Genomic DNA, 17,448 nt, shown 5'->3' with positions numbered 1-17,448 from the left:
GGTCCGTTCGAGGGGGCCTGGCCGCCGTGAATGGGGCCCTTGCGCGCTGTCGGCGGCGGCGGGTGACGGGATGGAATCAACGCATGATCAACAGACGAGCAGTTCTCCTGGCTTCCCTGGCCGCCGCCGGGGCGATGACGACGGGCGCGGGCCGCGGAAGCGCAACGGGCGTCCGGCGGCCGGTGCGAACGGGGTACCTGCGGGTGCCGGGAGCGCGCCTGTACTACGAGATCCGGGGCTGCGGGCACCCCCTGCTGATGATCCACGGCGGCCAGCTCGACGCCGGCTCGTTCGCCGCGATCGCGCCGGTGCTCGCCGATCAGTACACGGTCATCACCTATGACCGCCGGGGGAATTCGCGGAGCCGGCTCCATGGCCCGGCGACCGACCTGCGGGTGGACCAGCAGGCGGACGATGCCCTGCGGCTGCTGGCGGAGCTGACCGACGGGACGCCACATGTGTTCGGCAGCAGCGGCGGAGGCGTCGTCGCGCTGGAACTGGCCGCCCGCCACGGACACCGCCTCGGCCACGTGGTCTCGCACGAGCCGCCGTTCATCACCCTGCTCCAGGACGCGGCGGCGCTGCGGGCGAGGTACGACGCGGTCCACCACACGTATCGCACCGTGGGCGCGCCGGAGGCGTACGAGCAGTTCGCGGCGCTCGATCCCGGGGAGAAGGACCCGGCGACCGACCTGCCCTACCCGGGCGGTGACGCCGATCCGGACTTCGGCGACCGCATCGAGGGCAATCTGGAGTTCATGCTGGCGCACGAGATGCTTCCGTTCATCGGGTACCGGCCGCACCTCGACGGCCTGCGCGCGAAACTGCCGGAACTGGTACTGGGAGTCGGCCACTACCGGGCCGAGATCGCGACCCGCATCGTCGTGGACGCGGCCGATCGGCTCGGCACCGAGGCCGTGGAGTTCCCCGGCGACCACGTCGGCTACATGTGGCGCCCGGACGAGTTCGCCGAGGGGCTGCACGCGACGCTGGCCTGAGCGGTGGTCCGGGCGGCGCCGTCAACCGGGCCCGCCGTCCCCGCTCGGGAGGCGGACGGTGATGTCGAGGCCGCCCGCGGGGCGGGACTTGGCCGTGACCGCGCCGCCGTGGGCGGTGGCGACGGCGCGGACGATGGCGAGGCCGAGACCGGCCCCCCGTTCCGCGCGGGCGCGGTCGTCGTCGCCGCGGACGAACGGTGCGAACAGCCCGTCCGCCGCCTCGGCGGCGACGCGTGGCCCGGTGTTGGCCACGCGCAGGAACGCTTCGCCGGCGGCCGTACCGGCTTCGACCGTGACCCGGCCTCCCGGATGGTTGTAACGCAGGGCGTTGTCCACGAGGTTGCGCGCCATGCGCTCCAGCAGGACCGGCTCCCCCCGCACGGGCGCGGGGCGGAGGCGGGCCCGCGGGGTGACGCCGCGGGCCCGCGCCTCGGCCGCCGCGTCGGCGAGGGCCGCGTCGGCCGCGTCGGCGAGGTCGGCGGGGAGCCGTTCGCGGGGCGCTGCCTGGCTGCCCGCCAGGGCGAGCAGCCCGTCCAGAGTCCGCCTGCTCTGCTCGACGGCGGCCCGCACGTCGTGGGCCATGGTGGTCAGCTCCTCGCGGCCGGGCTCCCCGTCGAGGGTGACGTCGATCGCGGTGCGCATGGTGGCCAGCGGGGTGCGCAGCTCGTGCGCGGCGTTGGCCGTGAACATGCGCTGGCTCTCCAGCGCCACGTCCCGCTCGTGGATGCCGCGCTGGATGCGGTCGAGCATGCCGTTGACCGTGGTCGCCAGGCCGGATAGCTCGTCGGCCGGGGCGTTGACGGGCACGCGCTCCGACACGTTCTCGGCGGAGACGCGGCGGGCGGTGGCGGTCATGGCCCGGATGGGGCGCAGCACGCGCCCCGCCACCAGCCAGCCGAGCGCGGCGGCCAGCAGGGAGACCACCGCGAGCGCGATCCCGGCCTGGGTCACGAGCGTGGCCAGCGCTTCCCCGCGCGCCCGTTCGGCGAGTCCTGGCAGCCCGGGCGGCTCGGGCGGCTCGGGCAGCTCCTGCTCGGTGCCCGGGGCGGTACGCCGTTCGACGAGGGTGCGGGTGCCCAGGCTGCGCCGCATCAGAAGGTAGATGAGCACGGTCAGCACCGCGCCCGCCGCCGAGACCATCGCCGTGTGGAGCAGCGCCAGCCTGCCGCGGGCCGTGAGGCGGGCGGTCAGCCGGGGCCGCACGGCACCATCCGGTAACCGGCGCCGGTGACCGTGGAGATGAGCGGCGGATCGCCGAGCTTGCGGCGCAGGGTGCCCACGGTGAGGCGGACCGCGTTGGTGAACGGGTCGGCGTGCTCGTCCCAGACCTTCTCCAGCAGGGTCTCCGCGCTCAGCACGTCCCCGTCGGCGGCCAGGAGTTGCTCCAGCACGCCGAACTCCTTGGGGGTCAGGTGCAGCGGGCGGCCGTCGCGCTCGGCGGTGCGGCGCGCGGAGTCCAGGACGACACCGGCGGCGCGCAGCACGGGCGGCCGGGCGCGGGTGGTGCGCCGCGCGAGCGCGCGTACGCGTGCGACGAGTTCGGAGAAGGCGAACGGCTTGCCCAGGTAGTCGTCCGCGCCCAGGGCCAGGCCGTTGACGCGCTCCTGCACGGCTCCGGAGGCGGTGAGCATGAGGACGCGTGCGGTGCCGCGCGCGGCGAGCGTGCGGCAGACCGTGTCGCCGTGCACGGCGGGCAGGCCGCGGTCGAGCACGACCACGTCGTACGGGGTCAGCGCGCACTTGTCGAGCGCGGCCCGGCCGTCGTGCGCGAGGTCGACGGCGAAGCCGTGCTTGCGCAGCCCGGCGGCGATGTATCCGGCCAGGGGCCGCTCGTCCTCGACCACCAGCACCCGCATGGCAGGCAGCGTCGCAGGCGGCGCGTATGGCCCGCGTATGGAACGGCGATCGGCCGGCGAACGGTCGGGGGCCGTAGAAATGGGCCGCATGACGACGACTCGACGGTCGATTCTCGGCCTGATGGGGGCGGCTCCCGTGGCCGCCGGAAGTGTTGCGGCGCTCGCCCCGCGGGCGCACGCCGCGTCGGGGACGGGCTCGGGGCACGGGGACGTGCCGGCCGAGCTGCGTCCTGACGGCGCGCTGGACCGGTTCATCGCCGAACTGGCGGAGCGGGACGAGTTCTCCGGGAGCGTGCTGGTGGCCCGCCGGGGGCGGGAGGTGCTGGCCCGTTCCCACGGGTCGGCGAACAGGGAACGGTCGGTTCCGAACGGGCCGGACACCGCGTTCATCCTCGGTTCGATCAACAAGATCTTCACGGCGGTCGCCATCGCCCAGCTCGTCGAGCAGCGGGCCCTGCGCTACGACGACACGCTGGGTGCGCTGATCGGCGGGTTCCCCGCGGGGACCGCGGAGCGGGTGACGGTCCACCACATGCTGACCCACACCTCGGGAATGGGCGACTTCCACGGCAGCGCGGCCTACCGGGAACGTTCCCCCGCGTGGGACAGCGCCGAGGAGGTCATGAACGGCATCACGGACGTGGTGCGCGAACTGCCGCTGCTGTTCGATCCCGGCGCCGGTCAGACGTACAGCAACTCCGCCTTCCACGTCCTGGGTGCCATCGTGCAGGAGGTCGCGGGGGTGCCTTACCACGACTACGTGCGGGAACGGGTCTTCGAGGCCGCGGAGATGGCCGGCGCGGCGTTCCTCACCCGCACCGAGTGGCGCGCGGACCCGGAGGTCGCGCGGCCCTACGCGCCGGGGCCGGACGGCGGGGAACTGGTCGAGGTGATCGACGCGCACGGCTTCATCGGCACCCCGGCGGGCGGGGCGTTCGCCACCTGCCTCGATCTGGTGCGCTTCGCGCGGGCGCTGACGGCGGGCGAACTGGTCGGCTCCGCGCAGGCGGAGCTGCTGCTGTCCCCGAAGATGCCGTTGCCGGGCGGCGGGTCGGGCGGGCCCGGGGAGGGCGGCGGGCCTGGCGGCGGCGAGCCGGTGGCCGCTGAGCCCGGCCGCGCCATGACGTTCGAGGGCTACGGCACGCCCTTGGCCCTGTCGGGCGACACGTGGGTGGTCATACGCAGCGGCGGCTCGGCGGGCGTGTCGACGAGCCTCCAGATCTTCCCGCCGGCCGCCGAGTGGGCCGTGGTGGTCCTGAGCAACTACGGCGAACGGGCCGGCGCGCCGATCGCCGACCTGGCGCGGCAGATCCTCACCTCCTGAGGAGGCTGCCGCGCGTACTCGATGCCCATGTCCGCTGCCCGGCGGGGACATGGGCATCGGCGAGTCGGTGGCACGGCGCGCGGGCCGCGGGGGTTCCTCTTCCGAGTGCCTCGTCGCCCGGCGACGTAACTCCGGGACCCCCGGCGCGTTCTCACTGCGACCGGCCGGTGCGGAGCCGGCGCGAGGGCGAGGGGCTTCGGGTGGCGTCGGCCGGCGGGCCCCGGCCGGGGACATCGGACCATAGGGTCGGACCACAGGCGCAGTGGCGGGCGGGGGTGGTCGTTCGCGTCCCACGCCCCGCGTGGCGGCGGTCCCCGACTGTCCACCGCTCGTCCAGGAACCAGGAGCAGCCTCATGAGACTCGACCATCACCGTGTCGTCATCACCGCCGCCGGACGCGACTTCGGGCGGACCCTGGCGCTCCGGCTCGCCGAGCTCGGCGCCGAGGTCTTCCTCTCCGCCCGCACCCTCGCCGCCGCGGAGCGCGTGCGCGACGAGATCAGCGACCGGGGGCGGGTCCACGCGTTCGCCTGCGATCTGACGGACGCCGCCTCGATCCGTGACTTCGCCTCGCGCGTCGCCTCGCACACCGATCGGGTCGACGTGCTGATCAACAACGGGGCCCGCTATCTGGAGGGACCGGCCCTCCAGTCGGCCTCCGACGCCGACGTGGTCGACACCGTGGCCTCCGGCGCCACGGGCACCATCCTCGTCACCAAGAGCTTCCTGCCGCTGCTCCTCAACTCGGAGAAGCCGGACGTGATCACGATGGTCTCGGCCTGCGGCACCGCCGGCCATCAGCGCTCGGACGCGCACGACGCCTTCTACGCGGCCAAGAGCGCCCAGGCGGGATTCACCGAGATCCTCTCCAGGCGGCTGCGCCCCCAGGGTGTGCGGGTGATCTCGCTCTACCCGCCCGACTTCGACAACGCCGACCCGCTCGCCGAGGAGTGGGAGACCGCGCCGCGGGGAGCCAAGGACGCTCTCACCGCCCAGTCGCTCGTCGAGTGCATCCTCTTCGCCGTGACCCAGCCCCGCGACTGCTTCATCAAGTCCTTCCACTTCGAACAGGTCTGACCGCACCCACCGGGCCCGGCGGCGCGGCACTCCCGAGCGTGCCCGCGCGGTGCGGGTCAGCCGTCGAGGAGGGTGCCGACGCGGGCGTGTTCCTCGGCGAGGAAGCGGGCGAACGGTTCTCCGGTGAGGTAGGCGTCCTGCCAGCCGTTCTCCCGCAGGGCCTCGCGCCAGGCGTCGCTGGCGTGCAGGTCGTCCAGCAGGGCCAGCAGGTCGTCGCGCTGCCCGGTTGTCAGTCCTGGCGGAGCGAGCAGTCCGCGCCAGTTGACGACCTCCAGGTCGTAGCCCTGCTCAAGCAGGGTGGGCGCGGACAGCCCCGGCACCCGCTCGGCGCTGGTGACCGCGAGGACGCGCACTTCGCCCGCGGCGATGGCGTGGCGGTACTCGCTGATGCCGGTCATGATGAAGTCGGCCCGGTGGCTGAGCAGCGCGCCGAGCAACGCGCCGCCGCCGTCGTACCGTTCGACCGCGGCCGTTTCCTGGTCGATGTCCGCGGCCCGCGCGGTCTGGGTCAGCGCGAGGTGATCCGGGCCGCCGAGGTGCGAGCCGATCCCGGCGGTCAGCTCGCCCCGGCCCCAGGCGCCGAGCAGCCCGCCGACCGTCGTGAACGGCGAGCCGGCCGGCACGATCAGCGCCTCCGGCTCGCCCACGAGCCGGGCCAGCGGGACGGCGTCGCTGATCCGCGCGGCGTCCGGCGTGGCACGGGTGCTGCCGACGAGGCCGAGGCCCATCAGGAGCAGCAGCCGGTCGTTGCCGCGCTCGTGCACCAGCCGGGTGAGCGCCACGGTGCCCGAGCCGCCGGTGAGGTTGAACGCCTGTACGTCGTCGGCGAGTCCGGCTTCGCGCAGCGCGATGACGAGTGTCCGTGCGGTGAGGTCGTAGCCGCTGCCCGCGGTGTTGGGCACGATCACCCGCAGCCGCCCCGCCGTGTCGGGCCCCACCGCGCAGGCGGCGACGACGGCGAACGCGAGCAGCACGCACATCGCGGTCCGCCCCGCCCCGGCCGCCGCCACATTCCGCCGCCCGCGCACCCGTTCAGCCCGCGGCGGCCGTGGCGCGCCGGCGCCTGAGCCGGGCGGCCACCGCCACGACGGCTCCCACCACCAGGAGCCCGTAGAGGCCCAGCGCGATTCCACTGTCGAACAGCACTCCCACGTCGCCCTCGCCCACGGCGAGCGCCCGCCGCAGTTCGGTCTCCGCCAGCGGCCCGAGGATGACGGCGATCAGCACCGGCGCCAGGGGGAGCCCGTAGCGGCGCATCATAAGGCCGAGCAGGCCGATCAGCAGCAGCAGGACGAGGTCGAACGAGGAGGCGCTGGTCGCGTACACGCCCAGGCCGCAGCAGACGGTGATGCCCGCGTACAGGTAGTGCCTGGGGATCAGCAGCAGTTTGGCCCACAGCGGCGCGAACGGCAGATTGATGAGAAGCAGCACGCCGATGCCGAGGAACAGCGAGGCCAGCAGCGCCCACACCAGGTCGCCGTTCCGCTCGAACAGCAGCGGCCCCGGCTGCATCCCATACTGCTGGAACGCGGCGAGCATGATGGCGGCCGTCGCGGACGTCGGCAGTCCGAGCGCGAGCAGCGCGCCCATCGCGCTGCCCGCGGTGGCGTTGCCCGCCGCCTCGGGCCCGGCGACGCCCTGGATGGCGCCGCGGCCGAACATCGGCCGTTTCCGCCGCCGGTCGAGCCGCTTCTCGGTGGCGTAGGCGAGGAACGTGGGGACCTCCGAGCCGCCGACGGGGATCACGCCGAACGGCACCCCGAAGCCCGTTCCGCGCAGCCAGGCGGGGAACGCCAGCCGCACGTCCTGCCGCGACAGCCACGGCCGTCCGGCGAGGGCGGGCCGGCTCGCCTGCGGATCGCGGTGGATGCGGGAGGCGACGTGCAGGACCTCGCCGAGCGCCAGCAGCCCCACGGTGATGACCACGATGGCGATGCCGTCGAACAGCGGCGCCTGGTCCAGGGTGAACCGGGCGGCGCCGGATGTCGGGTCGACGCCGACCAGGGCCAGGGCGAGGCCGATGGCGAGGGCGATGCCGCCCTTGACGACGGAGTCCGCCACGACGGTCGCGGTGGCCGCGAAGGCGAACGCGGCCAGCGCGAAGTACTCGGCCGGGCCGAAGAGGGAGGCCCAGTCGGCGAGCCTGGGCGCGAAGAACACCATGAGGGTGGTGGCGATCAGGCCGCCGGTGAACGCCCCGATGGCCGCGGTGGCCAGCGCCTGCGGCGCGCGCCCCGCCCGCGCCATCCGGTGGCCCTCGATGGTGGCGGCGATCGCCGAGCTGTTGCCCGGCGTGTTCAGCAGGATGCCGGTGGTGGAGTCGCCGAACAGGCCGCCGTAGTACACCCCGGCGAACATGATGAACGCGCCGGTCGGGTCGAGCCCGAACGTCACCGGCAGCAGCAGGGCCACCGCCATGGCCGAGCCGAGGCCGGGCAGCACGCCGACGGCGGTGCCGAGCAGCGCGCCGGTGACGAGCAGCAGCAGGTTGAGCGGGGTCAGTGCGGCGCCGAAGCCGTCGAGGAGCAGCGAGACGGTGTCCATCAGAAGGCTCCTTCCAGTACGCCGGCCGGCAGGTTGAGGCCGAGCCCCGCGGAGAACGCCAGCTGGAAGGCGGCCGAGACGGCGAGCGCCACCCCGGCGTCGAACAGGGGCCGTTTCCCGTCCAGCGCGTAGGAGACGCCCCAGAACAGCAGCGCGGCGGACAGCAGCCAGCCGGCCGGCGTCAGGAGCACGATGAACGCGGCGAACGCGGCGACCACGATGCCGACGGCCCGCCAGTCCGTGTAGGTGCGCGGGTGCCCGGCGGCGGGGGCGTCCGCGGGGGGCGCCGCCGCGGACCGCGGGCGGCGCAGGATCTGGAAGGCGAGGGCGGCGGCAAGGGAGAAGGTGAGGATGATGACGATGACGGGGAAGAAGCGCGGCCCCGGGGAGCCGGCGGTCGAGGGCACGGTCATGGTGACGGTGCCGTGGGTGAGGAAGGCGCCGAGGCCCAGCAGGAGGGCCACGACGGCGAGTTCGCCGCGTCCGGCGGGCGCGGGTGCCGGGCCTTCCGGCCCGTCGGCGCCTTCCGGGCCTTCGGGGCCTTCGGGGTCCGGTGCGCGGGTCCCGTCGCGCTCGGCGGTCGCGCTCACAGTCCCAGCTCCTCGATCACCTGGTGCACGCGGGCGGTCTCCTCGTCGAGGAACGCCTCGAAGGTCTCGCCGGTCATGAAGGTGTCGGCCCAGCGGTTGCGCTCCAGCACCTCGGCCCATTCCGGCGACCTGGCCAGCTCGGTGGCGATGTCCTCCAGCTCCGCCCGTTCCTCCGCGGTGAGGCCGGGGGGCGCGACCACGCCGCGCCAGTTGGGCAGGGCGACGTCGAGGCCCTGCTCGGCAAGGGTCGGCACGTCGATCCCTTCGATCCGCTCGTCCGCGGACAGGCCGAGCGCGCGGAAGCGGCCGGACTCGATCTGGTCGGAGAACTCGTTGTAGCCGCTGACGCCGGCCGCCACGGTGTGGGACAGCAGCGACGTCGTCACCTCTCCCCCGCCCGGGTAGGCGATGTAGTTCAGCAGGTCAGGGTCCACGCCGGCCTCCCGGGCGAGGAGCCCGGCGAGCAGGTGGTCGGTGCCGCCCAGCGAACCGCCGCCGATCGCCGTGCCCTCCGGGTCGCGCCGCCAGTCCGCCAGCAGGTCGTCCAGCGTCCGGTAGGGGGAGTCGGCGGGCACGACGACCACGCCGTAGTCGTCCGCGAGGCGGGCGATCGGCGTCACGTCCCGGAGGGTGTCCTCGCTGCCGGAGACTTCGATGCCGCCGACCATGACGGTGCCGGTGATCAGCAGCAGGGAGGCGTCCCCCGCCCGGTCGACGGTCTGGCTGAGCCCGATGGTCCCGGCCGCGCCGGGCACGTTGACCACCTGGACGCTGTTGACGATGCCCGCGGAACGCATGGTCTGCTGGGACTCGCGCGCGGCGAGGTCCCAGCCGCCGCCGGGTGCCGCGGGGGCCATCAGCGTCAGGCTGTTGCGCGCGCCGCCGCCGGACTCGCCGAGTCCCGCGTCGAGCACGGCCAGCGAGACCAGCACGGTGACCACGACCCCGTAGACTCCGGCGGCCAGGGGCCGACGGCGCGGGTGCGGATGCTTGGTGAACATGGTCGGTCATCGTGCCGCCGGGCTCCGGGGCTGTCAGTACCCGTGCGGGTTGCTGCCACTTGTGCTTGTTTTGGTCATTGTGCTCACGGGCGCGGTGGCCGCGGAGACGTTGGCGACAGGGGGTCAGGAGTGGGCGTGCGGATGCCGGGTGCGCGTTTCTCCCTGCCGAGGCCCACCCTGGCCGGGCAGTTCCTGGTGCTGCAACTCGGCCTGATCGTCGTGGTGCTGGCCGTGATCGCGGCGGTGTCCGTCGCGCAGGCGGACCAGGAGTTCCGGCGCAGCGAGGGCGGCCGGCTGCTGAACGTCGCGGAGGCGGTGGCCTCGCAGGAGGCGGTCAGGGTCGGGCTGACGGATGTGGCGCGGCGCGGCATCCTCCAGGCCACGGCGGAGCACGCGCGCGGCGTCTCCGGCGCCTCCTCGGTGGAGATCGCGGGCCCGGACCTGAGGGCGCTGACCGCCGCCGACCCACGGCGCGTGGGCCGCGAACTCCCGCTGGGCGGCAGCAACGTGCTGGACGGCCGGTCCTGGACCGGGACGACCACGGCGGACGGCAGCACGTCCCTGGTGGCGCACGTCCCGGTGTTCGCGGAGACCGGGGCGCTGCTGGGCGTGGTCGCGGTGGCGAGCGAGGCGAAGCCGCTCGCGGAACGGGTCGCCGCCGCGGCGCCCGATCTGCTGCTGTATCTCTCGGTGGCCAGCGCGCTGGGCGCGGCGGGTTCGTACCTGCTGGCCAGGCGCATCAAGCGGCAGACGCTCGGGCTCGAACCGGGCGAGATCACCCGTCTCGTCGAGCACCGCGAGGCGATGCTGCACGGCATCAAGGAGGGCCTGCTCGGCCTGGACGGCAACGGCCGCGTGACACTGGCCAACGACAGCGCCCGCGATCTGCTGCGGCTGCCGCGGCAGGCCACCGGCCGCGCCCTGGCGGAGCTTCTGGTGGAGCCGCGGCTGCACGACGTGCTGGCGGGCCGCGTCAGCGGGCGGGACCAGGTGGTGTTCACCGGCGAGCGCATCCTCACTCTGAACCGGATGCCGCTGGTCACGGGCGGCCAGCCGGCCGGCTCGGTCACCACCATGCGCGACCTGACGGAACTGGCTTCGCTCCAGCACCAGTTGGAGACCACGCGGAGCGTCACCGACACGCTCAGGGCGCAGGCGCACCAGTTCTCCAACCACCTGCACGTGATTGCCGGTCTGGTGGAGCTGGCCGAGTATCCGGAGGTGCTGCGGTACATACGCGGCGTCGGCGGCGCGCACGCCGAGCGCACCTCGGGCGTGCTGACGAAGGTGGCGGACCCGTCGCTCGCGGCGCTGCTGATCGCGAAGTCCAGCCTGGCCGCCGAACAGGGCGCCACCTTGCGGATCACGGAACGCAGCAGCCTCGGCCCGGTCCCCGAGACGCTGTCCGCCGACCTGGTCACGGTGACCGGCAATCTGGTCGACAATGCGCTGGACGCGGTGCGCGGCAGCGGGCCGCCGGCGTGGGTGGAGGTGGACCTGACCGTGCGGGACGGCGGGGACGGGCCCGAAGTGGCCCTGGTGGTCACCGACTCGGGTCCTGGGGTGGCGCCGGAGCTGGCCGAGGAGGTGTTCCGGCACGGCTTCACCACCAAGGTCGCCGCGGACGGCTCGGGCCGCGGGCTCGGCCTGGCCATCACCCGGCTGGTGTGCGCCCGCAGGGGTGGTGAGGCGACCGTGGAGGGCGCCGCGTTCCGTGCGCGGCTGCCGTGGCAGGACGCCCGGCGGAACGGGGCGGGGGCGGCGCGGTGATCAGCGTGCTGGTGGTGGACGACGACTTCATGGTGGCCAGGCTGCATCGCAAGATCATCGAGAGGACCCCGGGGTTCACGGTGGCGAGCGAGGCGCACACCGGCGCCTCGGCGCTCGACGCCGTGGCTAGGCTGCGGCCCGACCTCGTGCTGCTCGACCTTTATCTGCCGGACCTCGGGGGCCTGGAGGTGCTCCGGCGGCTGCGGGCGGGCGCGGGCGGCGGCACCGAGCCGGACGTGCTGGTGGTCACCGCGGCCAGGGAGGCGGAGACGGTCAGGAGCGCGCTGCGGGGCGGCGCAGTGCACTACGTCATCAAGCCGTTCGAGGCGCCGGTTCTCCAGCAGCGGCTGCGCGACTACGAGCGGCGTCACCGGCAGCTCGCCGCCATGCGGGCGCCCGGGCAGGAGGACGTGGACCGGATCTTCGGCACCCCCGCGGCTTCCCGCATGCCCAAGGGCCTGTCCCGCGAGACCGCCGCGCTGGTCCGCCGCACGCTGATCGAGGCGGACGGCGACCTGTCGGCGGCCGAGTGCGCGGCCGTCAGCGGCCTTTCGCGGGGCAGCGCCCGCCGGTACCTGGAGTACTGGGCCGCGACGGGCCGGGCCGGGGTCTCCCTGCGGTACGGCGCCACCGGCCGCCCGGAGCGCCGCTTCCACTGGTCGGGCGGCTGAACGCGGGCCGCGCGCCGCCCGGCTGCCGGCTCCCGGGTCGGTCCCGGTCGGCGTCTTCGCGCGTCCCGCGCAAACGCGTTGGCCGGCGGCGCGTCCGCTTCCTACAATCGCGCCGTGATCATTGCCCAGACGCCACCGGGACGGCGGAGCCGCACGTTCCCGGCGCACCGTGTGCCGCGCCGTGCCGTCCGGTCCGGGAAGGCGGGCCGTTGACACAGGAACAGGACGTCGTCCGTCTCGTCCGCGGGGTGCTCGGTGCCGATGTCGTGGGCGCGTACCTGCACGGCTCCGCCGTGCTCGGCGGGCTGCGGCCGCACAGCGATGTCGACGTGTTCGTCGTCCTGCGGCGGCGCACCACCGCCGAGGAACGCAGGCTGCTCGTCGGCGAGTTGCTCGGCATCTCCGGGGAGAAGGCCCGCCCGGTCCCCGCCCGCCCGGTCGAGCTGACCCTCGTCGTCCAGGACGACGTGCACCCCTGGCGGTACCCGCCGCGCTGCGAGTTCCAGTACGGCGAGTGGCTGCGCGACGCGTACGAGCGCGGCGAGGTGCCGTCGCCGGAGCCGAGCCCCGATCTCGCACCGCTGATCACCATGGTCCTGCTCGGGAACGCCGCGCTCTTCGGGCCGCCGCCGGGCGAGGTGCTCGATCCCGTTCCCCACGAGGACGTCGAGCGCGCGATCGTCGCGGGGGTGCCGGAGTTGCTGGCCGATCTGGAGCACGACACGCGCAACGTCGTTCTCACGTTCGCCCGGATCTGGACCACTCTGGCGACCGGGGTCATCCGGTCCAAGGACGAGGCCGCGGCCTGGGCGCTCGGGGAACTTCCGGCGGAGCACCGGCCCGTGCTGGCCCGGGCCCGCGCCGTCTACCTCGGCGAGGAGGAGGAGCGCTGGGATGACCTGCTCCCGCGGCTGCGTCCGCACGCCGCGTACGTCACCGGTGTGATCGAGCGCCTTGCGGCGCGCGACGGGCGGGCCGGGGGCCACGGGCGCCGGTGACCCGGGGCACCGGCGGCTCCGGCCGACTTACTGCATAGGCTTTGCAGTAACGCAGTTGATGCAGGAGGTGGGTGCCGGTGGGCCCGGTGGTGCTGGGGATCGAGTCCTCGTGCGACGAGACCGGTGCGGGCCTGGTGCGCGACGGCCGGCTGCTGGGCCACGCGGTGTCCTCCAGCATGGACGAGCATGCCCGTTACGGCGGAGTCGTGCCGGAGATCGCCGCCCGCGCCCACGTCCACGCCCTTGCCCCCGTGGTGCGCGAGGCGCTGGCCCTGGCCGGGCTGACGATGCGGGACATCGGGGCCGTGGCCGTGACCACAGGACCCGGCCTGTCCGGCGCCCTCCAGGTGGGCGTCGCGGCGGCCAAGGCGCTGGCCTACGCGCGGGGCGTGCCGCTGTACGGCGTGCACCACCTGGCGGGGCACGTGGCGGCCGACACACTGGAACACGGGCCGCTGCCCGATCCGTGCGTGGCGCTGATCGTCTCCGGCGGGCACACCTCGTTGCTGCTGGTGCGCGACCTCGCCCGGGACCCGATCGTGCACCTCGGCGACACGCTGGACGACGCGGCGGGCGAGTGCTTCGACAAGGTGGCCCGGGTGTTCGGGCTGCCCTACCCGGGTGGCCCGGCGATCGACCGGGCCGCGCGCGGCGGCGATCCGCGGGCGGTGGCGTTCCCGCGACCGCTGACCGGGCCGGGCGACACGCCCTGGGCGTTCTCCTTCTCGGGTCTGAAGACGGCCGCCGCGCGCTGGGCGGAGCGGCAGCGCACCGGCGGCGCCGGGCTGCCGCTCGCGGACGGCGCCGCGTCGCTGCAGGAGGCCGTGGCGGACGTCCTGACCCGCAAGGCCGTCGCGGCCTGCCGGGCGCACGCGGTGGACACGCTGGTCCTGGTCGGCGGCGTGGCCGCCAACTCCCGGGTGCGGAATCTGGCCGGGGAACGGTGCGCCGCGGCCGGGATCACCCTGCGGGTGCCGCCGCCGTGGCTCTGCACGGACAACGGGGCGATGATCGCCGCCGTCGGCGATCTGCTGATCCGGGCCGGGGCCGCGCCCGCGCCGCTCGACGTGTCGGTCGACCCCTCGGCGCCGCTCACATCCGCGGCACTCCGCCCCGCGCAGCGCGCGACGGCCAGGCAGAGGGTGGCGGTCTTCCCGTAGCGGGTGGCGGTGCCTCGCCACCGCTTCGGGCGGTTGACGCACCGTTCGACGGTGTCGCGCTGCTGACAGGTGTCGCGGTCGAAGGCGGGTGGTGCGCCGCCGCGTCCGTCCCGATGTTGCCGGTGTCCGCGCTGGCCGGCGGGGACGGGGACCACCGCCCGGATGCGGCGCCCGCGCAGGTGCTCGCGGATCGGGCGGGAGGAGTACGCCCTGTCCGCCGGGGCGGCCACGCTTTCGCGTGCTGGTGAGCGCGCACGATCGTGGAGTCCGCCGAGACGGCCCGGCCGAGGTCATCGTCGGCGTCGGGCCTCACCATCAGCGCGGTGAACACTCGCCGCCGGGTGCCACGGGTGGCCGACATGCGAAGTCGATCGGCGATCAGGCGATCGGAAAGAAGCTCAGCTTCGGGCGGCGATGTTGGCTGCGAGCCGGTCGGCGGCGGTGCGGGGCTCGCGGCCCAGGAGATCGGCCACCAGAGGGTCCGCCTCGGCGAAGTAGCCGGCGCGGGCAGCCTGATACCAGGTGAGCATGAGTCGGGCCGTCTGCTCCGGCACACCGCTCGTGGTCTGGTCGGCGACCCACTGTTCGTCGTCCAGGACGACGCGCTCAATAGTGCGACCGGTGAGGTCAGAGGCGATCTCGGTGAAATCGCCGAAGGTGACGGCGGTCGGCGCAGTGAGGGTCACGGGGCCGTCGAAGGAGCGGTCACCGGCGAGAATGACCGCGGTGGCCTCGGCTATATCGGCGCGGTCGGTATACGGCACGGGGCCGTCTTCCGGCTGGGCGATCACGCCGGTCCGCTGCCACGGGCCGAGAACCTGATCGAGTGGACCGTAGGCACCGTTGCGCAGTGCGGTCCAGGCAACTCCGGAGTCACCGAGGATCGCCTCGGTGGCGATGTGGATGCCCGACGGCCGGTACGGGTTGCCGGGGACGGCGCCCTGCTGGCTCGTGTAGAGGACCCGCCGGGCGCCGGCCGCGACCGCGGCTTCGATGGCATCGCGGTGCAGGCCGACCATGTCGGCGGCCGGGTCGTTGCCTGACACCAGAAGGACCTGCTCGGCACCGGCGAAGGAGTCACGCAGCGTGGCCGGCTCCTCGTAGGAGCCCTGCCGCACGCGCACGCCACGGTCGGCGAAGTGCTGCGCCTTGGCGGTGTCGCGGACACTGACACCGATCCGGTCGGCGGGTACGCGCCTGAGGAGATGCTCGACGGTGGCGCCGCCCAGCCCACCGGTGGCGCCGGTGACAACGATCATGTGCGCGACCTTCCTGAACCCTAAGTTGACCATGCTGGTCAATTTCTCTTCCGCCTACGACCGTAGGTAAGCTGACCAGGCGAGTCAAATTACGGCGCCGGGCAACAGGAAGAGACGGTGAGGGCCATGGCGGGTGCGACGCCTGCGGCATCCCGGCTGCGTGCCGACGCCCGGCGCAATTCCGAACAGATCCGCTCGGCCGCGATCGGCGCCTTCCGGGGGCAGGGCCTGACGGTGCCGCTGGCGGAGGTCGCCAAGGCAGCGGGGGTGAGCAAGGCCACGATCTTCAACCGGTTCGGCGGGCGGATCGGCCTCATCGAAGCCGTCATCGAAGAGGTCGTGGCGAGTGAGCTGTTCGCCGTCATCGACCACACCCGGACCATCGACGACATCGGCGAGCGGATCACGTACTACCTCACCGCGATCCGCGACCTCCAGTACCGCCAGCCCGCCTGCAACGACGTCCTGTTGCAGACATATCCGCATTCACAGCAGCTCATGGAGATCTGCCGGGTCGGGAGCGAGGCCAACGAGGAGCTCATCGCAGCGGCACGAGCCTGCGGTGCGCTGCGGCCGGAGTTCACGGCGGCCGACCTCCACGCACTCGTCGTCGACAACGCCCTCGCCCTCAAGCACGGCAAGCGGCCTCCCCGGGACGACTACGACCGCCGCACCATGTACCTCCTGGACGGAATCCGAGGGCGCTCCTCCGCTTCCGGCGGACGATGACCGCGGTTTCGTCCCGCTCCGGCGCAGCGCGGAATCCGTGCAGCCGGGTCACCGATGGACGACCCACGGGAAGGCTTCGGGTCAGGGCCAGCTGGTCGCGCGGGAGTTGAAGAACTCCGGGTCGCTGTGCACGGGGATGACGCACAGCAGGTGCCCGCCGGGGGCACGCAGGATGCGGCACTCGAGCCACTGCGCCTCCTGACGCGCGCCAAGCGCGACGAGGCGTGCGGTCTCGGCCTCGACGTCGTCGGTCTCGATGTCGATGTGGTAGCGCGCGGTGTCGTCGACCGCCTGCACCGCGGCGACGATGCCGGGCACGGCCTCGTGCAGCACGGTGAACTGCCCCTGCTCCGGGTCAGGTTCGGCGGGGGCTTTGAGGGCGGCGGACCAGAAGGCCGCCGCGTCGGACGCCTCGGCCTCCGGCGTGTCGATCAGCAGCGCGTACACACGGCTCCGGTGCATGACCCCACCCTACCTTTGTCCGGAGCGTCCCGTCCGGCCGCGGAGGGGGACGTGCCGCACCCGGGGCCGTCCCCACCGGTCCCGGCAGTGCCTGGTCGCGCCTCCGGGGCCGGCCCAGGGTGGAGGGCATGACGCACTCCTCTTCTTCCTCTTCCTCTTCCTCCTCATCTCTCGGCACGAACCCGGGCAGCACCGGCACCGGCACCGGCAGGCCGCTGGCCGGCCGGGTCGCGGTCGTCACCGGGGCCTCCAGCGGCATCGGCGCGGCCACAGCCCGCCGTCTGGCCGCGGCCGGGGCGGGCGTCGCGCTGCTGGGCCGCCGCGAGGACCGCCTCGTCGAGCTGGCCGAAGCGCTGCGGCCCACGGCCGAGGGAACGATCCTGCCGGTGGCGGTCGACGTGACCGGCCCGGCAGCCCTCGACGAGGCGGCCCGGACCATCGGCTCGGCACTCGGCCGCGTGGACCTCGTGGTGGCCAACGCCGGGGTCATGCTCGGCGCGCCCTTCGAAACCGGCGACGCCGAGGAGTGGGACCGCATGATCGACGTGAACCTGCGGGCGCTGCTGCACACTTCGCGGGCGTTCACCGGCGATCTGCTCGCCGCCGCGGCCGGGGGCGGCCCGGCGGACCTCGTGTATGTCGGATCGGTGGCCGGGCACGCCCTCTACCCCAACTGGTCGGTCTACTGCGCCACCAAGGCCGCCGTGGCCCACCTGACCCGCAATCTGCGCGTCGAACTCGGCCCGCTCGGCGTCCGAGTGCGGAACGTGGAGCCCGGTGTCACCGTCACCGAGCTGGGGGCCGACATGCGCGACGCGGGGATGCGGGAGACGTTGGCGGCCATGCGGGCCGACGGGCAGCCCCTGGCCGCGGATGACATCGCCGAGGCCATCACGTTCTCGGTCTCGGTGCCGCCACACGTCAATATCGCCGAACTGGTGGTCGTTCCCGTCATGCAGGGCTGACGCGGGAGCCGGCCGGCGCGGCCGGCGGGGCCGGGCCTGCTTGA

Annotated in this window: 17 protein-coding genes; 9 read left to right on the top strand and 8 right to left on the bottom strand. The window is 73.9% G+C overall.

Features of this window, described 5'->3' with window-relative positions; all coding sequences use genetic code 11:
- Positions 1-83: 83 nt before the first annotated feature.
- A complete protein-coding gene (locus RM779_RS28540; RefSeq protein WP_311620666.1) occupies positions 84-998 on the top strand; it encodes an alpha/beta fold hydrolase in 915 nt (304 codons plus the stop codon).
- A 21-nt stretch (positions 999-1,019) separates the two neighbouring features.
- Here RM779_RS28540 and RM779_RS28535 read toward each other — a convergent pair whose 3' ends face one another.
- Both RM779_RS28535 and RM779_RS28530 read right to left on the bottom strand, forming a co-directional pair.
- Positions 1,020-2,201: a sensor histidine kinase gene (locus RM779_RS28535; protein ID WP_311620665.1), complete on the bottom strand. Its 1,182-nt coding sequence runs from the start codon at positions 2,199-2,201 to the stop codon at positions 1,020-1,022.
- Complete coding sequence (locus RM779_RS28530) at positions 2,186-2,854, bottom strand: response regulator transcription factor (protein ID WP_311620664.1); 669 nt, start codon at positions 2,852-2,854, stop codon at positions 2,186-2,188. The genes RM779_RS28535 and RM779_RS28530 overlap by 16 nt, the downstream gene beginning before the upstream one ends.
- 88 nt (positions 2,855-2,942) lie before the next feature.
- Between RM779_RS28530 and RM779_RS28525 the strand changes: the two genes are divergently transcribed.
- Positions 2,943-4,178, top strand: coding sequence for a serine hydrolase domain-containing protein (locus tag RM779_RS28525; protein WP_311620663.1), 1,236 nt, complete (start codon positions 2,943-2,945; stop codon positions 4,176-4,178).
- A 354-nt stretch (positions 4,179-4,532) separates the two neighbouring features.
- Positions 4,533-5,255: an SDR family oxidoreductase gene (locus tag RM779_RS28520; protein ID WP_311620662.1), complete on the top strand. Its 723-nt coding sequence runs from the start codon at positions 4,533-4,535 to the stop codon at positions 5,253-5,255.
- Between the two features lie 56 nt (positions 5,256-5,311).
- Here RM779_RS28520 and RM779_RS28515 read toward each other — a convergent pair whose 3' ends face one another.
- Genes RM779_RS28515 through RM779_RS28500 form a run of 4 tightly spaced genes read right to left on the bottom strand, consistent with a single transcriptional unit; the run spans position 5,312 to position 9,390 of the window.
- Complete coding sequence (locus RM779_RS28515) at positions 5,312-6,283, bottom strand: Bug family tripartite tricarboxylate transporter substrate binding protein (protein WP_311620661.1); 972 nt, start codon at positions 6,281-6,283, stop codon at positions 5,312-5,314.
- Between the two features lie 4 nt (positions 6,284-6,287).
- Positions 6,288-7,799, bottom strand: a complete 1,512-nt coding sequence (locus RM779_RS28510; protein WP_311620660.1) for a tripartite tricarboxylate transporter permease — start codon at positions 7,797-7,799, stop codon at positions 6,288-6,290.
- Positions 7,799-8,389 (bottom strand): tripartite tricarboxylate transporter TctB family protein, encoded by a 591-nt coding sequence (locus RM779_RS28505; protein WP_311620659.1) that lies wholly within the window; start codon positions 8,387-8,389, stop codon positions 7,799-7,801. The genes RM779_RS28510 and RM779_RS28505 overlap by 1 nt, the downstream gene beginning before the upstream one ends.
- The gene (locus RM779_RS28500; RefSeq protein ID WP_311620658.1) at positions 8,386-9,390 is read right to left on the bottom strand and encodes a Bug family tripartite tricarboxylate transporter substrate binding protein; all 1,005 of its coding nucleotides are present in this window, start codon (positions 9,388-9,390) and stop codon (positions 8,386-8,388) included. Before RM779_RS28500 ends, RM779_RS28505 begins: the two co-directional genes overlap by 4 nt.
- A gap of 141 nt (positions 9,391-9,531) precedes the next feature.
- On the opposite strand from RM779_RS28500, the gene RM779_RS28495 reads away from it, so the two are divergent.
- From RM779_RS28495 to tsaD, 4 genes are all read left to right on the top strand, one after another.
- Positions 9,532-11,160: a sensor histidine kinase gene (locus RM779_RS28495; protein ID WP_311620657.1), complete on the top strand. Its 1,629-nt coding sequence runs from the start codon at positions 9,532-9,534 to the stop codon at positions 11,158-11,160.
- Positions 11,157-11,831, top strand: coding sequence for a response regulator (locus RM779_RS28490; protein WP_171987619.1), 675 nt, complete (start codon positions 11,157-11,159; stop codon positions 11,829-11,831). The genes RM779_RS28495 and RM779_RS28490 overlap by 4 nt, the downstream gene beginning before the upstream one ends.
- 209 nt (positions 11,832-12,040) lie before the next feature.
- Positions 12,041-12,829 carry an aminoglycoside adenylyltransferase family protein gene (locus RM779_RS28485; protein ID WP_311620656.1) on the top strand — a complete coding sequence of 263 codons (789 nt, stop codon included), beginning with the start codon at positions 12,041-12,043 and terminating at the stop codon, positions 12,827-12,829.
- A gap of 71 nt (positions 12,830-12,900) precedes the next feature.
- Entirely contained in the window at positions 12,901-13,989 is a 1,089-nt protein-coding gene (gene tsaD, locus RM779_RS28480; RefSeq protein WP_394813412.1) for a tRNA (adenosine(37)-N6)-threonylcarbamoyltransferase complex transferase subunit TsaD, read from the top strand.
- Between the two features lie 398 nt (positions 13,990-14,387).
- Here the strand turns inward: tsaD and RM779_RS28475 are convergent, their stop codons facing one another.
- Positions 14,388-15,248: an NAD(P)H-binding protein gene (locus tag RM779_RS28475; protein ID WP_311620750.1), complete on the bottom strand. Its 861-nt coding sequence runs from the start codon at positions 15,246-15,248 to the stop codon at positions 14,388-14,390.
- 126 nt (positions 15,249-15,374) lie between these two features.
- On the opposite strand from RM779_RS28475, the gene RM779_RS28470 reads away from it, so the two are divergent.
- The gene (locus RM779_RS28470) at positions 15,375-15,977 is read left to right on the top strand and encodes a TetR/AcrR family transcriptional regulator (protein WP_311620655.1); all 603 of its coding nucleotides are present in this window, start codon (positions 15,375-15,377) and stop codon (positions 15,975-15,977) included.
- 81 nt (positions 15,978-16,058) lie between these two features.
- Here RM779_RS28470 and RM779_RS28465 read toward each other — a convergent pair whose 3' ends face one another.
- The gene (locus RM779_RS28465) at positions 16,059-16,439 is read right to left on the bottom strand and encodes a VOC family protein (protein WP_311620654.1); all 381 of its coding nucleotides are present in this window, start codon (positions 16,437-16,439) and stop codon (positions 16,059-16,061) included.
- 128 nt (positions 16,440-16,567) lie between these two features.
- Here RM779_RS28465 and RM779_RS28460 point away from each other — a divergent pair, with 128 nt between their 5' ends.
- On the top strand, positions 16,568-17,404 hold the full coding sequence (locus RM779_RS28460; RefSeq protein ID WP_311620653.1) for an SDR family oxidoreductase: 837 nt from the start codon (positions 16,568-16,570) through the stop codon (positions 17,402-17,404).
- The last annotated feature ends 44 nt before the right edge of the window (positions 17,405-17,448 follow it).

The sequence above is a fragment of the Streptomyces johnsoniae genome (genome assembly GCF_031845565.1).
Taxonomy (GTDB): Bacteria; Actinomycetota; Actinomycetes; order Streptomycetales; family Streptomycetaceae; genus Streptomyces; species Streptomyces johnsoniae.
The sequence above is the reverse complement of the archived record's forward strand: the minus strand, read 5'-3'. Positions and strand labels throughout refer to the sequence as shown.

Coding starts and splice junctions, on each gene's coding strand:
- RM779_RS28540 (WP_311620666.1), top strand. CDS start 84: ATGATCAACAGACGAGCAGTTCTCCTGGCTTCCCTGGCCGCCGCCGGG.
- RM779_RS28530 (WP_311620664.1), bottom strand. CDS start 2,854: ATGCGGGTGCTGGTGGTCGAGGACGAGCGGCCCCTGGCCGGATACATC.
- RM779_RS28525 (WP_311620663.1), top strand. CDS start 2,943: ATGACGACGACTCGACGGTCGATTCTCGGCCTGATGGGGGCGGCTCCC.
- RM779_RS28520 (WP_311620662.1), top strand. CDS start 4,533: ATGAGACTCGACCATCACCGTGTCGTCATCACCGCCGCCGGACGCGAC.
- RM779_RS28510 (WP_311620660.1), bottom strand. CDS start 7,799: ATGGACACCGTCTCGCTGCTCCTCGACGGCTTCGGCGCCGCACTGACC.
- RM779_RS28500 (WP_311620658.1), bottom strand. CDS start 9,390: ATGTTCACCAAGCATCCGCACCCGCGCCGTCGGCCCCTGGCCGCCGGA.
- RM779_RS28495 (WP_311620657.1), top strand. CDS start 9,532: ATGCCGGGTGCGCGTTTCTCCCTGCCGAGGCCCACCCTGGCCGGGCAG.
- RM779_RS28475 (WP_311620750.1), bottom strand. CDS start 15,248: ATGATCGTTGTCACCGGCGCCACCGGTGGGCTGGGCGGCGCCACCGTC.
- RM779_RS28470 (WP_311620655.1), top strand. CDS start 15,375: ATGGCGGGTGCGACGCCTGCGGCATCCCGGCTGCGTGCCGACGCCCGG.
- RM779_RS28465 (WP_311620654.1), bottom strand. CDS start 16,439: ATGCACCGGAGCCGTGTGTACGCGCTGCTGATCGACACGCCGGAGGCC.
- RM779_RS28460 (WP_311620653.1), top strand. CDS start 16,568: ATGACGCACTCCTCTTCTTCCTCTTCCTCTTCCTCCTCATCTCTCGGC.